This window comes from Flaviflexus equikiangi (assembly GCF_014069875.1).
Classification (GTDB): domain Bacteria; phylum Actinomycetota; class Actinomycetes; order Actinomycetales; family Actinomycetaceae; genus Flaviflexus; species Flaviflexus equikiangi.
Map to the genome: position 1 here is coordinate 1511405 of NZ_CP059676.1, position 20916 is coordinate 1532320.

General features: G+C 63.6%; 20 protein-coding genes. 7 read left to right on the plus strand and 13 right to left on the minus strand.

Features of this window, described 5'->3' with window-relative positions:
* Window positions 1–20: 20 nt before the first annotated feature.
* Together H2O75_RS07115 and H2O75_RS07120 are read right to left on the minus strand one after the other, a co-directional pair.
* Window positions 21–629, minus strand: coding sequence for a MarC family protein (locus tag H2O75_RS07115; RefSeq protein WP_182175050.1), 609 nt, complete (start codon window positions 627–629; stop codon window positions 21–23).
* Window positions 630–637: 8 nt separating this feature from the next.
* A complete protein-coding gene (locus tag H2O75_RS07120; protein ID WP_182170169.1) occupies window positions 638–1474 on the minus strand; it encodes a PHP domain-containing protein in 837 nt (278 codons plus the stop codon).
* Between the two features lie 75 nt (window positions 1475–1549).
* Between H2O75_RS07120 and H2O75_RS07125 the strand changes: the two genes are divergently transcribed.
* The 3 genes from H2O75_RS07125 to H2O75_RS07135 are packed head-to-tail and all read left to right on the plus strand — an operon-like array spanning window position 1550 to window position 4864.
* Window positions 1550–3040, plus strand: a complete 1491-nt coding sequence (locus H2O75_RS07125; RefSeq protein ID WP_182170172.1) for an aminopeptidase P family protein — start codon at window positions 1550–1552, stop codon at window positions 3038–3040.
* Between the two features lie 2 nt (window positions 3041–3042).
* Window positions 3043–4308, plus strand: a complete 1266-nt coding sequence (locus H2O75_RS07130) for a magnesium transporter MgtE N-terminal domain-containing protein (protein WP_182170175.1) — start codon at window positions 3043–3045, stop codon at window positions 4306–4308.
* A complete protein-coding gene (locus tag H2O75_RS07135) occupies window positions 4301–4864 on the plus strand; it encodes a DUF1003 domain-containing protein (protein ID WP_182170178.1) in 564 nt (187 codons plus the stop codon). The genes H2O75_RS07130 and H2O75_RS07135 overlap by 8 nt, the downstream gene beginning before the upstream one ends.
* Here the strand turns inward: H2O75_RS07135 and H2O75_RS07140 are convergent.
* Window positions 4842–6749, minus strand: a complete 1908-nt coding sequence (locus tag H2O75_RS07140) for an acyltransferase family protein (RefSeq protein WP_182170181.1) — start codon at window positions 6747–6749, stop codon at window positions 4842–4844. The genes H2O75_RS07135 and H2O75_RS07140 overlap by 23 nt on opposite strands.
* A gap of 140 nt (window positions 6750–6889) precedes the next feature.
* Between H2O75_RS07140 and H2O75_RS07145 the strand changes: the two genes are divergently transcribed.
* Window positions 6890–8020 (plus strand): Mrp/NBP35 family ATP-binding protein, encoded by a 1131-nt coding sequence (locus H2O75_RS07145; protein ID WP_182170184.1) that lies wholly within the window; start codon window positions 6890–6892, stop codon window positions 8018–8020.
* Window positions 8021–8071: 51 nt separating this feature from the next.
* On the opposite strand, the gene H2O75_RS07150 is transcribed toward H2O75_RS07145, so the two are convergent.
* Window positions 8072–8473 carry a twin-arginine translocase TatA/TatE family subunit gene (locus H2O75_RS07150; RefSeq protein WP_182170188.1) on the minus strand — a complete coding sequence of 134 codons (402 nt, stop codon included), beginning with the start codon at window positions 8471–8473 and terminating at the stop codon, window positions 8072–8074.
* A 166-nt stretch (window positions 8474–8639) separates the two neighbouring features.
* Between H2O75_RS07150 and H2O75_RS07155 the strand changes: the two genes are divergently transcribed.
* Window positions 8640–9275: an O-methyltransferase gene (locus H2O75_RS07155; protein ID WP_182170191.1), complete on the plus strand. Its 636-nt coding sequence runs from the start codon at window positions 8640–8642 to the stop codon at window positions 9273–9275.
* 51 nt (window positions 9276–9326) lie between these two features.
* On the opposite strand, the gene H2O75_RS07160 is transcribed toward H2O75_RS07155, so the two are convergent.
* The 3 genes from H2O75_RS07160 to H2O75_RS07170 form a co-directional block, all read right to left on the minus strand.
* Window positions 9327–9494 (minus strand): DUF3117 domain-containing protein, encoded by a 168-nt coding sequence (locus tag H2O75_RS07160; protein WP_182170194.1) that lies wholly within the window; start codon window positions 9492–9494, stop codon window positions 9327–9329.
* 67 nt (window positions 9495–9561) lie between these two features.
* A complete protein-coding gene (locus H2O75_RS07165) occupies window positions 9562–10314 on the minus strand; it encodes an LOG family protein (RefSeq protein WP_182170197.1) in 753 nt (250 codons plus the stop codon).
* Between the two features lie 41 nt (window positions 10315–10355).
* The gene (locus H2O75_RS07170; protein ID WP_259365220.1) at window positions 10356–11873 is read right to left on the minus strand and encodes an NAD(P)H-quinone dehydrogenase; all 1518 of its coding nucleotides are present in this window, start codon (window positions 11871–11873) and stop codon (window positions 10356–10358) included.
* An 85-nt stretch (window positions 11874–11958) separates the two neighbouring features.
* On the opposite strand from H2O75_RS07170, the gene H2O75_RS07175 reads away from it, so the two are divergent.
* Both H2O75_RS07175 and H2O75_RS07180 read left to right on the plus strand, forming a co-directional pair.
* Window positions 11959–12768 (plus strand): purine-nucleoside phosphorylase, encoded by an 810-nt coding sequence (locus H2O75_RS07175; protein WP_182170200.1) that lies wholly within the window; start codon window positions 11959–11961, stop codon window positions 12766–12768.
* The gene (locus H2O75_RS07180; RefSeq protein WP_182170202.1) at window positions 12765–14438 is read left to right on the plus strand and encodes a phospho-sugar mutase; all 1674 of its coding nucleotides are present in this window, start codon (window positions 12765–12767) and stop codon (window positions 14436–14438) included. Before H2O75_RS07175 ends, H2O75_RS07180 begins: the two co-directional genes overlap by 4 nt.
* Before the next feature lie 51 nt (window positions 14439–14489).
* Here the strand turns inward: H2O75_RS07180 and H2O75_RS07185 are convergent, their stop codons facing one another.
* Genes H2O75_RS07185 through H2O75_RS07210 form a run of 6 tightly spaced genes read right to left on the minus strand, consistent with a single transcriptional unit; the run spans window position 14490 to window position 20837 of the window.
* On the minus strand, window positions 14490–15179 hold the full coding sequence (locus tag H2O75_RS07185; RefSeq protein WP_182170205.1) for a hypothetical protein: 690 nt from the start codon (window positions 15177–15179) through the stop codon (window positions 14490–14492).
* 2 nt (window positions 15180–15181) lie between these two features.
* Window positions 15182–16462, minus strand: a complete 1281-nt coding sequence (locus H2O75_RS07190; RefSeq protein WP_182170207.1) for a thymidine phosphorylase — start codon at window positions 16460–16462, stop codon at window positions 15182–15184.
* The gene (locus H2O75_RS07195) at window positions 16455–16862 is read right to left on the minus strand and encodes a cytidine deaminase (RefSeq protein WP_182170208.1); all 408 of its coding nucleotides are present in this window, start codon (window positions 16860–16862) and stop codon (window positions 16455–16457) included. Before H2O75_RS07195 ends, H2O75_RS07190 begins: the two co-directional genes overlap by 8 nt.
* Window positions 16859–18145 (minus strand): ABC transporter permease, encoded by a 1287-nt coding sequence (locus H2O75_RS07200; RefSeq protein ID WP_182170210.1) that lies wholly within the window; start codon window positions 18143–18145, stop codon window positions 16859–16861. Before H2O75_RS07200 ends, H2O75_RS07195 begins: the two co-directional genes overlap by 4 nt.
* Window positions 18142–19311 carry an ABC transporter permease gene (locus H2O75_RS07205; protein WP_182170213.1) on the minus strand — a complete coding sequence of 390 codons (1170 nt, stop codon included), beginning with the start codon at window positions 19309–19311 and terminating at the stop codon, window positions 18142–18144. The genes H2O75_RS07200 and H2O75_RS07205 overlap by 4 nt, the downstream gene beginning before the upstream one ends.
* Window positions 19308–20837 (minus strand): ABC transporter ATP-binding protein, encoded by a 1530-nt coding sequence (locus H2O75_RS07210; RefSeq protein WP_182170215.1) that lies wholly within the window; start codon window positions 20835–20837, stop codon window positions 19308–19310. Before H2O75_RS07210 ends, H2O75_RS07205 begins: the two co-directional genes overlap by 4 nt.
* Window positions 20838–20916: the final 79 nt, after the last annotated feature.

A 20916-nucleotide genomic window follows, 5' to 3' on the forward strand; every position in this document is an offset into this window, starting at 1 on the left:
CCGTCTCTGCCCGAGCGGTGCTATATCTGCTCGATCACTCCGAGGATTCCGTTCACCATGAGCTGGGTGGCAATCGCTGCGAGGAGCATGCCGGAGAGTTTCGTCAGGAGGGTGGTGCCGCCCTCTCCGAGGAAACGGTGGATGACGACGGAGAAGCGCAGCGCGGACCAGGACACGATGTGCACGGCGATGAATGCGGCGATGACGGCGGTGATGAGGGAGAACTCGGATCCGGCTTCGCCGACGGACAGCATGAAGGCCACAATGGTACCGGGGCCCGCGATAAGGGGCGTCCCAATCGGCACGAGGGCGACGTTCGTCTTGCCCGCGGGCTTACCCGGATCGCTTTCTTCACCCGTCAGGAGTTGAAGCGCCACGAGGAGGAGAAGAAGTCCGCCGGATATCTGCATCGCCTGGACGGAAATGTGCAGGAAGCCGAGAATGTAGGTACCGAACAGTCCGAAGGTTGCGAGAACGGAGGCTGATACGGCGTTCGCCTGCCATGCCGCGCGGGCACGCTCCTTCGGTGTCATCTTCGAGGTCAGCCCGAGGAAGATGGGAACGTTTCCAGCGGGGTCCATGATGACGAAGAGTGTGAAAAACGTTGACGCGAACAGCGTGAGATCCATGATGTTGTTCACGGATAGATGACCTCCATTGTTGCCTTGTGGGCAATTCTCTCGAGCATGTTCGGGGAGGTGGTGTTCTCACCGAGGCGGTTGACCTTGCCGGAGCCATGGTAGTCGCTGGATCCTGTTTGGACGAGCCGGTGCTCTGTCACAATGTCGGCAAGCAGACGCCGATCGGGCATCGGGTTGTCGCGATGATCGACCTCGAGACCATCGATGCCCAGCTCCACGCCGGTCATGATGGCTTCCCACGAGTGCGCTGCGCCGCGGTTCGAGGCGCGCGGATGAGCCCACACGGCGACGCCTCCAGCATTGTGGACGAGGTCGATCGCCTCCCCGAGGCCGGGCGCCCAATAGGGACGGTAGTACGGCGATGAGGCCGATAGGAATTCAGAGAAAGCCTCGTCACGGCTTGAGACGGCGCCGCGTGCGACGAGAGCATCGGCGACATGCGGGCGACCAAGGGTTGCGCCCTCCCCCGCCACTGCCATGACTTCGTCCCACGTGACGAGGCCGTCTCTCGCCATTGCCGCAACCATGCTCTCAAGACGGTCGACTCGAGCCCGGCGCAGCCTTTCGCAGTGCTCGCGGATGCCCTGCTCGGGGTCGACGAGATAGCCGAGCAGATGGACTGAGCGACCATGGTGACGGGCACTGATCTCGATACCGCGAACGAGGGCAACACCCGTCGTCTGGACGGCTGCTGTCGCCTCGGCATAGCCGGCTACGGTGTCATGGTCGGTCAGGCCGATGACGGTCACCCCGCGCGATGCTGCTTCCGTCATGAGCTCGGCCGGGCTCTGGGTCCCGTCGGAATGGAGGGAATGGGTATGGAGATCGATCACTGATCAAGGCTATGGGTTTTCGCGAGGATTTGGCACCGAATCGAATGCGCCGTCGGGGAGTGACAGAATAGGGCCATGAGCAATCAGACTGAAGATCGCGGTTCAAACCGTTCCCAAAGGCCCGACAATCGGGAGTTCCGTACATTCATCGGCGAGGATTGGGGCGAGCGCCCGCCCGGTCCCGCCCGTTCGGAAGTGGCTGACTTCACGCAGTCGCGCCGCCACAAGCTCGGTGCGCAGTTCCCCGGCCAGCGCCTCGTCATTCCCGCGGGCGAGCTGCGCGTCCGCTCCAATGACACCGACTACCGCTTCCGGGCCCACTCAGCCTTCGCACATCTCACCGGCCTCGGCGGCGAGCTGGAGCCCAACGCGGTGCTCGTCCTCCACCCGGTCGAGGGTGAGCAGACCCACGAGGCCGTCCTCTACTTCCATCCGCGCACTCCGCGCACCTCGGAAGAGTTCTGGGCCGATTCCCGCTACGGCGAGTTCTGGGTCGGTGCGCGGCCCTCCCTCGAGGAGATGTCGACCATGACTGGCATCCGCACCGATCACATCGAGAACCTTCCGGACGCTCTTGCGAAGGATCTCGGCCAGGTCCACATCGCCGCGATCACCGAGGCCGACACGAAGATCGATGCCCAGATCCGCGAACTGCGCCAGCGGGAGAATCTGACGGAGGGCCAGGTACTCGACGAGAAGCTGCGCGAAGCCACGAGCGAGCTCCGTCTGCGCAAGGATGCATGGGAGATCGCTGAGATCCAGAAAGCAGTCGACATCACGGCGCAGGGTTTCGAGGACATGATCGCGGCACTGCCGCGCGCCGTCGAGCACTGGCGCGGCGAGCGGGTCCTCGAAGGCGCTTTCGCGGCACGTGCCAGGGAGGAGGGGAACGGTCTCGGCTATGACACGATCGCGGCTGCCGGCAACCACGCCAACACCCTGCACTGGATCGTCAACGACGGTCAGGTGAAAGACGGAGAACTGGTTCTCATCGATGCCGGCGCAGAGGTCGACTCGCTCTATACGGCAGACATCACCCGCACGCTCCCGGTGAACGGCACGTTCTCCCCCGAGCAGGCGACCGTCTACAACGCCGTCCTCGAGGCCTGCGAGGCCTCGCTTGCTAAGGCGAACGAGCCCAGAGCGAAGTTCCGTGAACTCCACGAGGCTGCGATGGTCGTGATCGCACGCTACCTTGAGGAATGGGGATGTCTCCCCGGCACTGCGGAAGAATCTCTCGCCCCGGACGGCCAGTATCATCGCCGCTGGATGCCGCACGGCACCTCCCATCATCTCGGCCTCGATGTTCACGACTGCGCCCAGGCGCGCCGCGACATGTATCTTGATGCCGTGCTCGAACCCGGTATGGTCTTCACGATCGAGCCCGGCCTGTACTTCCGTGAGGACGATGAGAAGATCCCGGCGTGGCTCCGCGGTATCGGTGTCCGGATCGAGGACGATATCCTCGTGACGGAAGATGGGGCACGCCGCCTCTCCGAGTCGATCCCCCGCACGATCCCCGCTGTCGAGGAGTGGATGAAAGCCGCGACGCACCGAAGGAGCTAGATATGCAGTCCCGTACCCGCGTGTTCGTCGGTCGGCTCGCCGGCACCGGCGTCTTCGACCCGATCGGCGACCGGGTCGGGAAGGTCCACGACGTCGTCGTCCTGTTCAGGCTCGTCGGACCGCCGCTCGCCGTAGGTCTCGTCATCGAGGTGACCGGGAAGAAGCGTGTCTTCCTGCCGCTGTCCCGCGTCACTTCGATCGCCAACGGCCAGGTCATCACGACGGGTCTCGTCAACATCAGGCGATTCTCCCAACGATCGACAGAGACGCTCGTCATCAGCGAGATACTCGACCGGCGCGTCACCTTCAAGGATGGTTCTGGCGGCGCGACCGTCATCGACCTGTCGATCGAGGAGTATCGCCGGGCCGACTGGCGTATCCGGGACGTCTACGTGCGTGCCGACAAGAATGGTCCGCATTCGGGTGAAACGATGATCGTCCCCGTCGGCGAGCTGACGGGCCTGGCTACCGGGAAGGAAGGGCAGGCGGCTACTGCCCTCCTGGCCCGAATCGCCCACCTCAAGCCCGCCGACGTGGCTGACGTCATTCGTGAGCTGCCGGGAGATCGTCGGCTTGCGGTGGCGATGGCGCTGAACGATGAGCGGCTCGCCGACGTGTTATCCGAGCTGAGCGACGATGAACAGGTCGCGATCATGTCGGATCTCGATCTTGATCGTGCCGCAGATGTTCTCGACGTCATGCAGCCGGATGATGCCGCGGACCTCGTGGCTGAGCTGCCCGCCGGGCAGGCGGCGCTCCTTCTCGAACGCATGGATCCTGAGGAAGCGGAGGACGTGCGCCGGCTCTTGGCGTACGACGAGAGAACGGCCGGTGGTCTCATGACGACCGAGCCCATCGTCCTCGGCCCCGACGCCACGGTCGCCCATGCTCTAGCATCAGCTCGCCGCACTGACGTGACGCCCGCTTTGGCTGCCACCATCTTTGTCACCCGCCCGCCGCTCGAGACGCCGACGGGCCGTTATCTCGGGGTCGTGCACCTGCAGCGTGCGTTGAGGGAGCCGCCTTCGACCCTGTTGGGGCAGATCATCGACACCGATATCGAGCCCCTTGAGCCGGAGGCGAGCATGGGCTCCGTTGCCCGGCGCCTCGCAACCTACAACCTGACGGCACTGCCGGTCGTCGACGAATCTCGGCTTCTCTTGGGTGCTGTCTCGATCGATGACGTGCTCGACCATCTGCTGCCCGATGATTGGCGGACCACCGATGATGACGAATCTGACATGAGAGTGGAGCGTGGACATGGCTGATCATTTCAGCGAACCGCTGGAGGGCCGCGAGCGGCGCCTGCGCCGGTTCCGGGCGAGCAAGAACTCCGACCGTGTCGGTCAGATCTCTGAGGGAATCGCCCGTTTCACGGGCACACCGCAGTTCCTCATCTACCTGTCGATCTTCGTCGTGCTGTGGCTGGGCTGGAACTCGTTCGCGCCAGAGAATCTGCGTTTCGATAGTGCGGCACTGGGCTTCACCGCCCTCACCCTCATGCTGTCCCTCCAAGCCTCCTATTCCGCTCCCCTCATCCTCTTGGCCCAGAACAGGCAGGACGATCGTGACAGGGTGGCGAACGAGCAGGACCGGCAGCGTGCGGAGCGCAACCTGTCCGATACCGAGTATCTGACGAGAGAGATTGCGGGCCTGAGGATGACGCTCGGGGACATGGCGACCCGTGACTTCGTTCGTTCCGAGCTGCGGGACATGATCGATGAGCTTGACCGGGAAAGGACCGATCGCCTGCGGGAGCGGGAGGAGCGGATCGCACAGCTGCAGGCCGAGATCGAGCAGCTCAGGGCGTCAGAGTCGTCCTGATCGTCTCGGCGTAGATCTTCGCGCCCTCCCGGCCCGGATGAACGGCATCGCCCGCGAGGAGGTCGGTGTGGTCCGCGATCGCCGTGTACCAGTCGGCGACGAGGACCCTGTCCGGATGGCGTTGCGCAGCCGATGCGATCGCGCGATTCGAATCGGGGATCCAGGAGGCTCGCGGTGGGCCGAAAGCGGTCACGAACACGACCTTGCGCTCTGGCCCAACCGCGTCGAGCACGGCGTCAACATTCCCATCAGAGATCGCTCCGTTCGTGGCCAGGGAGACGACCACAAAATTGCCGAGAGTGCCATTGGCCGCGTGTTGGGCGATGATCGTGGGTGCAGCCTGGATGCTCCGGGATTCCGCCGCGTCGATCACGACACCTGGCATGGCCTCAGACAGAGAGTACTGGGACGCGAGAACAATAGAGTCCCCGATGATGGTGACCTCGTCCCAGGTCGCGGGACCGACGAAGGCGGGTGTGGGCTCCGGGGTCGGCTCCGGCGCCTCGGGAGTGGGCGGCGTCGTCGATTGGGCGCCCCCTCCGGGAATCGGCGATATGGTCTCCGGGTTCGCGTCAGGAGTGCCCTCGGGCGCATGGATGTCAGGGTCCGCTTTCCCTCCATCCTCGACAGCCTGCTGAGCGGACGACACGGCCGGGGCGGTGATGATCGCCGCACCGGCGAGAGACAGAACGAGCAGCGGGGCCGTCACGCTCGCGATCGCGCCAGCCGGGTTGAGACGAGAGATGCGGTCACGGATGCTCGCAAGCCACGGGCGTAGCCCCATCCTGCGAATCGGGTCCTCGATGTACGTGAAGGACAGGTGGGCGGCAATCACCGACAGTACAGCGACCGCCGCGGCGACGATCATCGGGTCCAGGAGCGGAAGACGATAGTAGAAGATGACGAAAAGCGGCCAATGCCATAGATAGATTCCGTAGCTTCGGACACCGATCCAGCTCAGAATTCTGCTCCCGAGCACCGCCCTCAGAGCTGAAGATTCAGCGGACTGCACATCGGGCAGCAGTGCGCGGATGACGAGGACGGTGAGTGCGCTGGCCGCCACCATCGCCCACGGGTACATGGCGAGGGAGTCGGGGATGGTCATGCCCGCCGCCATGATGGCGAGGATTCCCACCCATCCGGCTCTACCCCATTGAGCGGAACGGGGGCTCGCGGCGAGCTCGTGTCGACCCACAACGGTTCGCGACATGGCGAAGGCAAGGCATGCACCGAACATGAGGCCCCACAGATGCGTGTCCGTCCCCATGTAGGACCGTGTGACATCCTCTCCGAGGAGAACGATGTGGAGGGCGATGGAACCCGTCGCGATTGCCAACGATACGGCGATGCGCCACCGGGTTCGGCGGCGGAGGAGAAGGACGACGATGATGGGCCAGAAGAGATAGAACTGCTGCTCGACTGCGAGAGACCACATGTTTGTGAAGAGGAGCGGGCTTGCCTGCTCGAAGTACGATGAGCCGCTCGCGATCTCGACCCAGTTGTAGGTCGCGGTCAGCGACCCCAGCACCTGCCGCCCGAGGGCGACACGGGCGTCTGCGCCCGCGAACACTGCGAGAGCGGATGCTCCGATCGTGGCGACGAACACCGCTGGGAACAGCCTGCGGAAGCGCCTGCGCCAAAAATCTGCGAGGCGAGGCCCCCCATGATTCGCGGAGGACACGATGAGGAGGCTCGTGATGAGGAATCCGGATAGGACGAAGAAGATATCGACACCGATATAGCCGATCCCCGCCCATCCCGGTATCAGGTGGAAGACAAGAACGAGGCCTGTCGCGATAGCTCGAAGTCCGTCGAGACCGACGATGCGCCGCATCGAGATGCGAACCGTGGAGTTTACCCTGTCCGGGGCTGACATATTATTCATGACGCTCGTTCCGAGACCTCCTCCCTAGCCACCGATCAATGGTAAGTCAGTGGTGCCTGTGGACGCTCGTCAAACGTGATGCTTCCTACTGGTGACCTTCATCCTGGAATACTCACGGCGCTATCACTAGAATAAAGAACATGACAGTACCCAGCGAGGAAGCCGTACGGGAAGCTCTCAGCACCGTTCTCGATCCTGAAATCCGCCGTCCAATCACCGACCTCGACATGGTTCGCAGCGTCGATATCGCCGACGGCAGCGTGACCGTCGGCATTGACCTGACCACGCAGGGGTGCCCCCTCCGCGACACCATCTCGACCGACATCGAGAACGCCGTCGCGAAAGTCGAAGGGACAACAGCCGTCTCCGTGGCCTTCGGTGTCATGACCGAAGAGCAGCGGAAGAACCTCCAGACGAAGCTTCGCGGCGGAGTCCCCGAGGCCGTGATCCCCTTCTCCCAGCCCGGATCCCTCACCCGCGTCTACGCGATCACCTCCGGCAAGGGCGGTGTCGGCAAGTCGTCCATGACCGCGAACCTCGCGGTTGCCATGGCGAAATCGGGTCTGCGTGTCGGCATCGTCGACGCTGACATCTACGGTCACTCGATTCCCGCGATGCTGGGCGTCACACAGCCGCCGACCCGGGTTGAAGACATGATCATGCCTCCCGTTGCCCAGGGCGTGAAGGTGATCTCCATCGGCATGTTCACCGACGGCAACACCCCGGTGGTGTGGCGTGGGCCGATGATGCACAGGGCCCTTCAGCAGTTCCTCGCGGACGTCTACTGGGGCGACCTGGATGCGCTGCTCCTCGATCTGCCGCCCGGCACCGGCGATGTGGCGATCTCTGTCGCACAGCTCCTGCCGAATTCGGAGATCGTCGTCGTCACGACCCCGCAGCAGGCTGCGGCTCAGGTGGCCGAGCGCGCGGGTGCGATGGCAGCCCAGACGAACCAGAAGGTTATCGGCGTCATCGAGAACATGTCGTACCTCGAGCTTCCGGACGGGACGAAGATGGATCTCTTCGGCACCGGCGGCGGCGAGCAGGTCGCCTCCGAGCTCACACGAATCCTCGGCTACGAGATCCCCGTCCTCGCAGAGATTCCTCTCGAGCAGGATCTTCGCGAGAAGGGTGACAACGGTACTCCGATTGCCGGAACAGACTCAGAGTCCCCTGCAGCGGTTGCCCTTCGCACGATTGCCGATCGGCTCTCTCATCGGGCACGCGGCCTTGCAGGCCGATCTCTCGGCCTGAGTCCGATCAACAACTAAAGCCTCTGCCCCCGACATGTCGGGGGCAGAGCTGTCTGTAGATGGGTCCGATCAGGTCGCCTCATCATCGAACGGCACGGTTTCGCGACGCTGCTCCGCCGGTGCGGACGCGGCTGTCTCTGAGAGGGACGGTGCGGACGCGGCTGCGGCCGGTGTCGTCCGTGGGGTTGAGACTGGACGAGAGGTGCGGGAAGGCACGCGTGCCGGCGGGTCATCCTTGAGCGCGTCGCGCACGATCCTGCGCGGATCGTATTGACGCGGGTCGAGGTTCTTCAACTCGTCGAAGTCGGGGCCCAGTTCTTCCTGGACGCGAGCCTTCGCTCCCGTCGCGATAGCTTTGACTTCGCGGATGAGTCTGCCGAGCTGGGATGCGAGCTCGGGTAGCTTATCGGGCCCAACGATGAGGATGAGGATGAGCGCGATAACGATGACCTCAGTCGAGTTGATTCCCATGCCAGCTATCTTAGCGTGCCGGTTCGGGCCGAGCATGGTACGGAGGGACCAGCCGCCGGGCGTCGTACGCCACATGCGCCGCCACGTCATTGTGACAGGGGACCTGCCGAGGCACATGGAGGCCGCTTTTTCCGCGTACCATTGACGGGAAAGAAGGAGTACCGATATGTCGAGTGACAAGACACTGTCCTGGGCCTTTGCCGAGGAGCAAATGGTCGAAAACGATCTCGTGGCGCAGGCACGGTCGACAGCCGAAGACCTTGGAATATCGGCCGTCTCACCCGCGACAGGCTCTCTCCTTCGAATACTGTCCTCCGTGTCGGGTGCGCGCACCGCCGTCGAAGTGGGAACAGGGACGGGCGTATCGGGCCTCTACCTGCTCCAGGGCAGCGACAGCCTGACACTCACAACGATTGATGTCGAGGCGGAAGCACAGCGTGCCGCTCGCGAGGTCTTCGCTCGTGCCGGGATTCGAGCTTCCCGGACGCGTCTCATCAAGGGACGATCAGCCGATATTCTTCCGCGCCTCGCGGACCACTCCTATGATCTTGTCCTGATCGACGGGGATCCCGAGGAAGCTCCGGGGGATGCGGAGGAGGCTCTGCGGATCCTCCGCCCAGGTGGTCTCCTCATCGTCGCCCGGGCGCTCCTCGACGGGAAAGTAGCCGATCCGGCCAGGCGCGAGCCTGAGACTGTCGCTATCCGCGGCCTCGTCAAGGACGTCCTCGAACAGAGTCCGCTATGCGCGCTCGTGCCCATCGGTTCGGGGCTTCTCCTCGCACAGGCGACTCAGACGCCGTGACCTGACTGTGCCCGGCGAAAGTGCCGGGCACATGACTTCCATAGCTGACTTCTAGCTGACGACCGCGTGAAGCGCGGCTCCCAGCTCTGTTGCCTCCTCGGCGTTCAACTCGATGACGAGTCGGCCACCACCATCGACCGGGATCCTCATGATGATTCCGCGGCCTTCCTTCGCCACTTCAATCGGTCCATCGCCCGAACGGGGTTTCTGAGCTGCCATGGTATATCTCCTTAACTGAAGGTCACCAATAGTTTACGCGAAACTGTGACACGGCGGGAGAAGTAGGTCACGTTCCGTTGGCGTGGCGGGCTTCAGCGATGGCGTGGAGGCCCTTCTCGAGCGCCTCCATCACTTCGTCGACCGTATCGACGACGGTGACGAGGTTCTCGTCGCCGGGTGAGATCATGCCCTCGGCGAGCTGGGTGTTGACCATCCAATCGAGAAGACCCTGCCAATAGTCGCGTCCGACGAGGATGACGGGGAAGGATTCGACCTTGGATGTTTGGACGAGCGTCAGGGCTTCGAACAGCTCATCCAGCGTGCCATATCCTCCGGGGAGGACGATGAAGCCGAGAGAGTACTTGACGAACATCGTCTTCCGGATGAAGAAGTAGCGGAAGTGAATACCGAGATCGACATAGTCGTTCATGCCCTGCTCGAACGGAAGCTCGATGCCGAGGCCGACAGAGATCCCGCCCGCCTCGGAGGCACCCTTGTTCGCCGCCTCCATGACGCCCGGTCCCCCGCCGGTGATGACAGCGAACTCGGCTTCGACCAGTCGGGCGGCGATGTCCCGAGCAAGTTCGTAGTGCGGGCTGCCCGGCTTTGTGCGTGCCGAGCCGAAGACCGATATTGCGGGACCGAGATCGGCCAGGGCGCCGAAGCCTTCGACGAACTCCGCCTGGATCCGCATGACACGCCAAGGATCGGCATGGAGCCAGTCCGAGTCCTGGTCGGGCGCGAGCAGGCGAGCATCCGTCGTCTTCTCCGGTATCTGATGGCCCCGCAAAAGCACTGGACCGCGGCGATAGGATCTCATCGTTCCTCCCTTTCCTTCGGCGTCCACTCTATCCGCGTTCCCTACGGCCGCCGCTCAAGCGCCCGGCGAATTTGCTCCGAGTGAACAGAGGTGCGCAACTGACGCGCTGCTTCCGTGATCGAGCCGGAGAGGGAGGGATAGACGGTGAACACGGATGCCATCTCGTCCGCCGTCATCCTGCTCGAAACTGCGAGCGCAATGGGGAGGATGAACTCAGACGCCCCCGGCGCCACGACAACACCGCCGATGATGACGCGGTTGGCGCTATCGGCGATGAGCTTGACGAAGCCCTCCGTCATCCCCTGCATCTTCGCACGCGGATTGCGAGTCAGCGGGACGACCGTGACGACGGCGTCGAGCCCCTCGTCGACCTCCTGCTGGGACACTCCCACGCTGGCGATCTCCGGTGCTGTGAAAATGTTCGAGGCCACGCCCGCCAGGTCGAGCGGCTCGACATAGTCGCCGAGTGCATGGTTCATCGCTATTCTGCCCTGCATGGCGGCCACCGAGGCGAGGGGAAGGGAGCCCGTGACATCGCCGGCTGCGTACACCCGGAAAGCTGTCGTCCGGGATACCTTGTCGACCATGATGTGGCCGGATTCTTTGAGTGACACGCCCGCTTCCTGCAGGCCGAGATGCGACGTGTTGGGAGTTGAGCCGACCGCCATGAGGCAGTGGGATGCCTCGATCTCGCTGCCATCGTCCAGGGTGACGATCACTCCGTCCTCGACGCGGCGGGCCGCCATGGCGCGCCGGCGCGAGACGATCGTCATGCCGCGCCGAGCGAAGACGCTCTCGATCACTGCCGCACCATCGGCGTCCTCGTTGGGCAGGACACGGTCACGGGAGGACACGAGAGACACGGGGACGCCGAGCGCATTGTAGGCTCCGGCGAACTCCGCACCTGTGACGCCGGACCCGACGACGACGAGATGGCGGGGCAGCTCGCCGAGACCATACATCTGTGTCCAGTTGAGGATCCTCTCCCCGTCAGGCTTCGCATCGGGCAGCTCTCTCGGTGTTGCGCCGGTTGCGATGAGGATGATCTCCGCCTCGAGGTCTCGGACTGTGCCGTCCGCAAGCTCGGCGCGGACGAATCGCGTCCCATCAGCTCCCAGCGCGGACGAGATCGCCGCGCGCCCCGCAAGAACATCAACTCCTTCGGTGATGAGCCTGTTCTTGATGTCGGCGGACTGATGGGCCGCAAGGTCCCTGATTCGTGCGTTGATCGCCGAGAAGGAGGCACGGAACGGTTCCCCCGTGGCGACGATGCCGAGCTGGTCGGCGGACTCAACCGAATGCAGCCACTCTGCCGATGCGATGAGGGTCTTGGACGGGACGACGTCCGTGAGAACCGCGCTCCCCCCGACGCCCTTGTCTTCGACGAGCGTGACGCGGGCTCCGAGTTGTACGGCCGTCAGGGCCGCCTCGTAGCCTCCCGGCCCCCCGCCGATGATGACGACCCGTGATCCTTCGCGCACTCGTGAAGCTCCGGGCAGAGCCGCCTTCGGCGCCCCCGATGCTGTTGGTCCTGTCGGTGTTACCTTCGCTGTGTCCACCCAAGCATTATGTCAATGAAAGGGAATATCGGGGCATGATTCGATTTTTGCGGAGAAAAGTGGGCGAAGAATGTACCGTGGATTCATGACAACTGATCCATATGAACTTGCCTCGGAGGCGGCCGACGCGATCCGTCGCGCCTCCGGTATCGACACTATCGACATTGCCCTCGTGTTGGGCTCCGGGTGGCGCGATGCTGAGGAACAGCTTGGGGAAGCCGTCGTCAGCATACCCGCGGGCGACGTTCCCGGTTTCTCGGTCTCCGGAGTCGCGGGCCACGGCGGCACGCTGACGATCAGGGCGCTGCGCTCCGGAGGGCACGCCCTCATTCTCGGAGCCAGAACCCACCTCTACGAGGGCCGAGGGGTCGACCCTGTCGCCCACGGAGTGCGCACCGCGGCGAAACTCGGCGCAACCACTCTGATCCTGACCAATGGCTGCGGCTCGACCGTCCCCGAGTGGGGCCCCGGCACGGCCGTCCTGCTGCGTGACCACATCAACCTGACCGGCACGTCCCCGATTCGGGGCGCGAACTTCGTCGACCTGACCGATGCGTACAGTCCCCGCCTGCGCGACCTGGCCCGCACGATCGACCCGGACCTGCCCGAGGGCGTCTATGCCCAGTTCCCCGGCCCTCATTACGAAACCCCCGCCGAAGTGAAGATGGCGCGCCTTCTCGGTGCCGATCTCGTCGGCATGTCGACCGCTCTGGAGACGATCGCCGCACGCGAAGCAGGTCTTGAAGTGCTCGGCATTTCCCTCGTCACCAACCAGGCCGCAGGCTTCGCGCCCGCTCCCCTCTCACATGCTGAGGTCCTCCAGGCCGGTGCAGAGGCGGCGCCCCGTCTCGCGAAGCTCCTCTCCGACATCGTCAACGAAGTGAAGGCATCATGATCGATATCGATTCGTGGATCGAACACGACCCCGACGAAGTTACCCGCCAGGAACTGATCGCACTGAAGCAGAAGGCCGAGGGCGGGGACGCCGACGCCCAGGCAGAGATCGCTGATCGTTTCTCGGGTCCGCTCGAGTTCGGCACGGCCGGGCTACGCGGCGCGATGGGAGGGGGCCCGTTCCGGATGAACAGGGCGGTCGTCCGCAAGGCCGCCGCCGGGCTCGTCGAATTCCTCCAAGACAAGGTGGGCCGTGACGCGCTGATCGTCATCGGTTACGACGCTCGTCACAACTCGCGAGACTTCGCTCTCGACACGGCTGCCGTCGCGACAGCTGCGGGCGCCCGCGCCCTTATCTACCCCCGGTACCTGCCGACCCCTCTGCTCGCCTGGGCGGTCCGCTACCTCGATGCTGACGCTGGCGTCATGGTCACCGCATCCCACAATCCGCCGAAGGACAACGGATACAAGGTTTATCTCGGCGGCCGTGTCGTTGACGAGGACGGTCGCGGCGTGCAGATCGTGCCGCCTCACGATTCCGAGATCGCGGAGAAGATCGCGGCAACGCCGCCTGCCGATGAGATTCCGGTCGCCTCGACCGGGTGGAGCCTGATCGACGAGTCAGTCGTCGAGGCCTACCTGGAGCGCACCAGGTCGCTGATTCCTCCCGAGCATTCGTCAGATATCAAGATCGTCCACACGTCGATGCACGGCGTGGGCGGAGAGACGATGATGAAAGTTCTCAAAGACGCCGGCTTCACCAACGTTCACGAGGTCGAGGAACAGGCACAGCCCGATCCCGACTTCCCCACCGTCAGCTTCCCCAACCCGGAAGAGCCGGGTGCGCTCGATCTGGCGATTGAGAAGGCGAAGAAGGTTGGCGCGGACCTCGTGATCGCGAACGATCCCGATGCTGATCGCTGCTCGATCGCTATTCCGACCAGCACGGGCTGGCGTCAGCTCAACGGTGACGAGATCGGTTCCGTTCTCGGTGAGCAGATCGCCAAGATCGGTGCGATCACCGGCGGCACCTTCGCGTCCTCCGTCGTCTCCTCGCGCCTCCTCAAGGAGATCGCGGGCCGTCACGGCATCGCCCACGCCACCACCCTCACCGGCTTCAAGTGGATCGCTCGGGCCCCGCAGATCATCTTCGGCTACGAGGAGGCCATCGGCTTCTGTGTCGACCCGGAAGGGGTGAAGGACAAGGACGGTATCACTGCCGGGCTTCTCTTCGCCTACATCGCGGCCCAGTTGAAGACTCGTGGGCAGACCGTCGAGGACCAACTGGATCACCTCGCGCAAACCCACGGCGTGTACTTGACCGCTCCCGTCACGATCAGGGTGAGCGATCTGTCGCTCATGCCGGCGACAATGGCTCACCTCCGTGCGCACTCCCCCGAGACTCTCGCGGGTTCGGCCGTGACAAGCGTGTCGGATCTTTCTGAGGGCACACCGGACCTGCCACCGACGGATGCGATCATTCTTCTCAACGAACTCGGTGATCGCGCCGTCGTCCGCCCCTCCGGCACCGAACCGAAGGTCAAGTGCTACCTCGAGGTTATCGAGCCCGTCGCGACGACGGTGCAGGCAGCCCGCGAGGCCGCCTCGAAGAGGATGTCGCAGCTTCAGAAGGACATGTCGGCGGCGCTTGCTCTGCCGTCAGATAGCTGAATGAGGATATGAGAATGGGGGCGCGGTCGAGACCGCGCCCCCATTCCTTCGTCAGTGCTTCTTCGGACGGGGCAGGATGGCCCAGACGATGTGGGTCCAGCCTCCGAGGGCCGGATGAGGGCCGGTACGTGCGAATAGGTCCGTCAGGGGGACTTCATGGAGCAGTCCGGAGGATGGCTCGTAGATGAGCAGGGAGGCTTCTGACACCGGCTCGGCTGGAGGGACGGCCAGGACGACGTGCCGCGGCACTGCCCGGGACAGGCCCTCTCTCAGGTTCCCACCCGTATAGAGCGGGACGGGGATTCCGCGTCTGTTCGCGTGCCATACGGCGTTGAGGATTGCCCGACCATGCTCTGACGCATCATCGACTGCTCGAGCCTCATAGTCGACGCCAGGGTAGCGTGCTTCGCGGGCGAGAGACCAGGGCGGGCTCCCGTATGCGCGCGGCCACGAAAGGGGCCCGAGAGCACCGCGGCAGACGTCGGCGTGAATCTCTCTCTGGTAGGAGTCGATCATTCCCGGATTCGCGTCGAGTTCGGCTGCGAGAGTCTCATCGCCTGATGCTCGAAGCATGAGAAGGACGGCGGCCCCGCAGGTTGTGCCGTCGACCTGAGTGACGCGAGTCCCTCCGAGAGTGACAGGTACCGGGTCGCGTGGTGTGGGGGCCGCACCTGTCACGGGCCTCGATGTGAGGGGGCGCTGCCATGCGGCAACGATCCGTCCCAGGTGCAGCCCCGACATGACTATCCGATGCGATCGAGCAGCACTGATTCGCGGGTGGGTGCGACCGTGCTGATCGTGATCCCGCCTTCGAGTGCTTCACGTGCGCGCTCGAAACGGTAGTCGTCGTCAGTGTGCAGGGTGAGGATCGGCTCGCCGGCCTTCACCTGCTCACCGAGATGTGCGTGGATGGTGATTCCCGCGCCTGCTTGGACGGGGTCTTCCTTGCGTGCGCGGCCAGCGCCGAGACGCCAGGAGGCGACACCAACCTTCAGGGCATCCATTTCCGACACGACGCCATCGGTCTCTGCCACGACGGTCTCGGTGTGCTTCGCGGCCGGCATCGGAGCGTCGGGATCGCCGTCCTGTGCACGGATCATGTCCCGCCAGCAGTCCATGGCCTTGCCGTTGGCAAGGTTCTCTGCCGGGTCCACATCGACTCCTGCGGCGAGGAGCATCTCCCGTGCGAGAGCGACCGTGAGTTCGACGACGTCTGCGGGACCGCCGCCGGCGAGCACCTCGACGGACTCTTCGACCTCGAGTCCGTTGCCGATCTTGCGACCGAGGGGAACCGACATGTCAGTCAGAAGAGCCACGGTGGCTGTACCAGCGTTCTTGCCGATACGGACCATGGTCTCGGCGAGTTCGCGGGCCTGGTCGATGTCCTTCATGAAGGCGCCCGACCCGACCTTGACGTCGAGAACGAGTGACCCTGTGCCTTCCGCGATCTTCTTCGACATGATCGAGGAGGCGATGAGGGGGATCGCCTCGACCGTGGAGGTGATGTCGCGCAGGGCGTACAGCTTCTTGTCTGCGGGGGCGAGGCCGCTTCCAGCCGCGCAGATCACGGCGCCGACAGTCTCGAGCTGATGCATGATCTCCTCATTGCTGAGGTTCGCCCGCCATCCCGGAATCGCCTCGAGCTTGTCAAGAGTTCCGCCCGTGTGGCCGAGACCCCTGCCAGAGAGCTGGGGTACGGCGACGCCGAAGGAGGCGACGAGAGGAGCAAGCGGGAGCGTGATCTTGTCTCCCACTCCCCCAGTCGAATGCTTGTCCGCAGTGGGCCTCGAAAGGGACGAGAAGTCCATCGTCTCGCCCGAGTTGATCATGGCCTGCGTCCATGTCGAGATCTCGTCCTGGTTCATGCCGTTGAGGAAGATCGCCATCGCCAAAGCAGACATCTGCTCCTCGGCAACCACACCGCGAGTGTAGGCGTCGATCACCCAGTCGATCTGCTCGGTGGACAGGACCTGGCGGTCCCTCTTCGTCCGGATAATATCGACGGCGTCAAAACGTTCAGACATCTTTTTTCCTATCTACACGGCTCAGGTCTTCCGGTCCGAACCCGTACGGGAGGACCTCGGAGAAGGGCATGACGCCCGCTGGCATCTCAATCTCCATATCCGGCCCGCCATGCTCCCACAGGAGCTGTCGGCATCGGCCACAGGGCACGGTCAGCTCCCCGTTGCCGTTCACGCAGAGGAAGGCGACAAGCTTCCCTCCTCCTGAACGGACGAGGTCCGAGATCATGCCGCATTCGGCGCAGAGTGTGACGCCGTAGCCGGCGTTCTCGACGTTGCATCCAGAGAAGATGCGTCCGTCTTCGGAGAGGCCTGCTGCACCAACGGGGAACCCCGAGTAGGGCACGTAGGCCATGGTCATTGCTTCTATCGCTGCATCGCGCAGCTCATTCCAGTTGATCATGATTTGATGTACGGGATATTCTCCGCGGCAGGTGCGCGGGACTTGCCGACGAAGCCAGCGACCGCGAGGATCGTGACGACGTACGGGATCATGGCGAGCAGGTTCGGGTTGATCGGGTTCGTGGCGACGAGGGGCAGGAAGTCGACGATTGCGGATGCGAAGCCGAACATGAGCGCCGCTCCCATCGCACCGACAGGATGCCACTTGCCGAGGATCATGGCCGCGAGGGCGATGTATCCGTTACCCGCGGAGATGTTCTCCGTGAACACGGCGTTGGAGCCGATGGTGAAGGCCGCGCCGCCCAGGCCCGCGAGTGCGGATCCGAGCATGGTGTTGAGGAAACGCGTCCGGTTGACGTTGATGCCGACCGTGTCGGCGGCCTTCGGGTGTTCGCCGACCGAGCGCAGGCGCAGGCCCCAGCGCGACCTGAAGAGCATGATCGTCAGGGCGATGATGAGGAAGTAGAGGATGTACATGAGGATCGTGTGGCGGAAGAAGACCGGCCCGATAAAGGGGATCTTCGACAGGCCCGGGATCTCGTAGACGGGCAGGCTGTAGGCGATCGAGTTCCAGGACGGGTTGTTCTTGACAACCGTGCCGAGGAGGAACGACGTGATGCCGAGACAGAGCACGTTGAGCACAACACCGACGATGATCTGGTCGACCGCATAGCGCACCGAGAAGAATGCCAGCAGGGTACCGATGAGGGCACCGGCAATCGGCGCACCGATGAGCCCGATCCACGGGTTGCCGAAAGCGGAGGCGAAGACAACACCGGAGAAGGCGCCAACGAGGAGCTGGCCCTCGATCGCAATGTTGACGACGCCCACGCGCTCACAGACGACACCGGCGAGGGAGCCGTAGATGAGAGGCGTTGCGGCGGTCAGCGTCGCGGAGAACAGGAACGCCAGGGTGATGAACCTGCCCGAGCCTCCGCCCTGGAAGGTGAGGAAGGACAGGATGAGCGGCATGAGGACGATGAGTCCCAGCCACAGCGGCTGGGTGTGCCGCTTGATCGCCCTGAAGTACGAGAAGGCTGTTGCACCGGCAACGACGATGGCGAGGATCCAGCACGCCTGGTCCGCATAGACGAGCAGGTTGTTGCCGTCCCGTGTCGGACGGATGTCCTTCCACACGAACTCTGCGATGCCGTCGGCGTTGAGAGCGAAATAGATAGCGAGAAGCGTTGCCAGGCTGTAGATAACCGGGAGCTTCCACGAGATCGGGGCGAGGACTTCGTCCTCGGGAGCTACGACCTCTTCACGTTCGACGACGGTGGTCACTTTGCCTCCTGATGAAGAGTGATGTACTCGCGGTAGCCGACGCCGTCAGGCTTCGGGAAACGGAACATCCAGCGGATCAGCGGCGGGGCCGCGATGAGCAGCACGATAACGGACTGGAGAATGAGGATCATGTCGACGGGGACACCCGCGCCCTGCATGAGGGGCGAGCCGGCGGAGAACGCGCCGAACAGGAGGCCTGCGCCGAAGATCCCGATGGGCCGGTTGCGGCCGAGGAGTGCCACGGTGATGGCATCGAAGCCGATGCTTCCCATGGCGCCCTGCGTGAGGCTGCCGAACGTTCCGAGGATCTGGTTCGCACCCGCGAGGCCGCACAGGCCCGCAGAGATCATCATCGTCAAGGTGATGACCTTCGAGGTGGACATGCCAGCGGTCTCGGAGGCGTGCGCATTCGCGCCGACGGCTCGCAGTTCGAAGCCGAACTTCGACCGCTCCAGGAGCCACCAGACGAACACGGTCGCGATGATCGCGAGAATGATGCCCGCATGGAGATCGAACGGGCTGGGCAGGAGCTCGGGAAGGCGCGCTTCGGAAGCGACGGGCTGAGACTTCGGCTGGTTGTTGCCCGCACCGAGGAAGACTTCCTTGCCGAGAACATACAGAAGGAGGAATCCGGCGATCGAGTTGAGCATGATCGTCACGATCACCTCATTCGCGCCTGTCTTCGCCTTGAGGAAACCGGCGATGCCGCCCCACAGGCCGCCGACGATGGCGGCGCCGATGAGGGCGACGAGCAGGTGGGCGAAGTAGGGCAGGTTCAGGGTGAAGCCCAGGTAGGTCGCTGCGATAGCGCCAAGGATCATCTGTCCCTGTCCACCGATGTTGAACAGGCCCGCACGGAAGCCGAGACCGAGACCGAGACCACCGAGAATCAGCGGAGCGGCGTTCTTGAACGTTTCCGTCAGCGGCTTGATCTGCTGCTGCCACGTGTCGCGATCAGGGTTGAAGATCGCGCCCTTGAAGAGACGCCAATACGTGTCGAGGATCGACGCATCCGCGATCCAGATGAAGAATGCGCCGACGATAAAGGCGATGACGACCGCGACAAGCGAGATGATCCAGTTGGAGCGCGTGGCGACGTGCAGCGCTGCCTTCGCCTTGAGCGAGAGCGGGGCTGACCCGCGTTCGGTGTCAGTTGTCGTGCTCATCGGTCCTCCTTCTGCATGGCTTCCTCCATGGGTACTCCAGCCATCATCAGTCCGAGAACTGAGTTGGGTGTGTGTGCGGGAACGATGCCGACGATGCGGCCTCGATACATGACCGCGATGCGGTCGGACAGTGACTGGATCTCATCCAGTTCGGAGGAGACGAGGATGACGGCAGTGCCGGTGTCCCGCTCCTGGACGATGCGGTTGTGAATGAACTCGATCGAGCCGACGTCGACGCCGCGCGTCGGCTGGCTGGCGACCAGCATTTTCAGCTTCCGGGACATCTCCCGGGCCACGATCACCTTCTGCTGGTTGCCGCCCGACAGTGTCGTGATCGGGTTCGTGACATCGGTGAGTCGAATATCGAACTCATCGCGCAGCTTCTCCGCGTTCTCCTGGATCGCGCGCAGCTTGAGCGACGGACCTCGGGAGAACTTCTCCGACCTGTACTGGTTGAGGACGAGGTTCTCGGCGACCGAGAACGGCTGCACCATCCCGTCGCGCATGCGATCCTCGGGGACGAAGCCAAGACCCTGATCGACGCGATCTCGAACCGAGTGCTTGACGATCGACTCCCCATCGAGCTTGATATCGCCCAGGGTGGGGTGCTTGAGGCCGAGCAGGAGCTCAGTGAGTTCTGTTTGACCGTTGCCCTGGACTCCGGCGATTCCGAGGATCTCCCCGGCCTGCACGTCGAGGTTGACATGGTCGAGGACCGTGACGCGGTCCTCGTTCACGTAGGAGAGATCCTGGATCGAGACGACGACAGGTGCTGGCTTCGGCTCTTCCTTGTCGACCTTGAGCATGACAGAGCGGCCCACCATGAGCGTGGCGAGCTCCTCCTCGGATGAATCCGGGGTGGCCTCGCCGACGACCTTGCCGCGCCGGATGACAGTGATCTTGTCCGCAACGGCGCGGACTTCGCGAAGCTTGTGGGTGATGAAGACGATCGAGGTTCCCGCGGCCGCGAGTTCCTTCATGATCGCCATCAGCTCATCTGTCTCGGCGGGCGTGAGCACGGCGGTGGGCTCGTCGAGGATGAGGACCTCGGCCTTGCGCGACAGTGCTTTGACGATCTCGACGCGCTGCTGCGCGCCGACTGGCAGATCATCGATCTTCGCTTTCGGATCAAGATCGAAACCGAAGCGCTTGGAGACGTCTTCGACGATCCTGTTCGCTTCCTTCATATTGATCATCCCCAGCGCGGGATGAGTCGGCTCATAGCCGAGTGCGACGGATTCGGCGACGGTGAAGACTGGCACGAGCATGAAATGCTGGTGGACCATGCCGATGCCGGCGGCCACAGCATCGCCCGGACCGTTAAACGTCACGGGCTTGCCATCAAGTCGAATTTCACCCTCGTCTGGGTCGTACAGCCCATACAAGACATTCATAAGTGTTGATTTGCCAGCGCCATTCTCTCCGAGAAGAGCATGGATCTGGCCCGGTTCGACCTCGAGGTCGATGTGATCATTGGCGATCAGGGATCCGAACTTCTTTGTTATCCCGACAAGCTCAAGCTTCACCTTGGCTGCTGCCTTTCTATCTCTACCATTTCTCCACCACATCGATGTGGCGTGAAATGAGATAGGTAGGCGGGCCCAG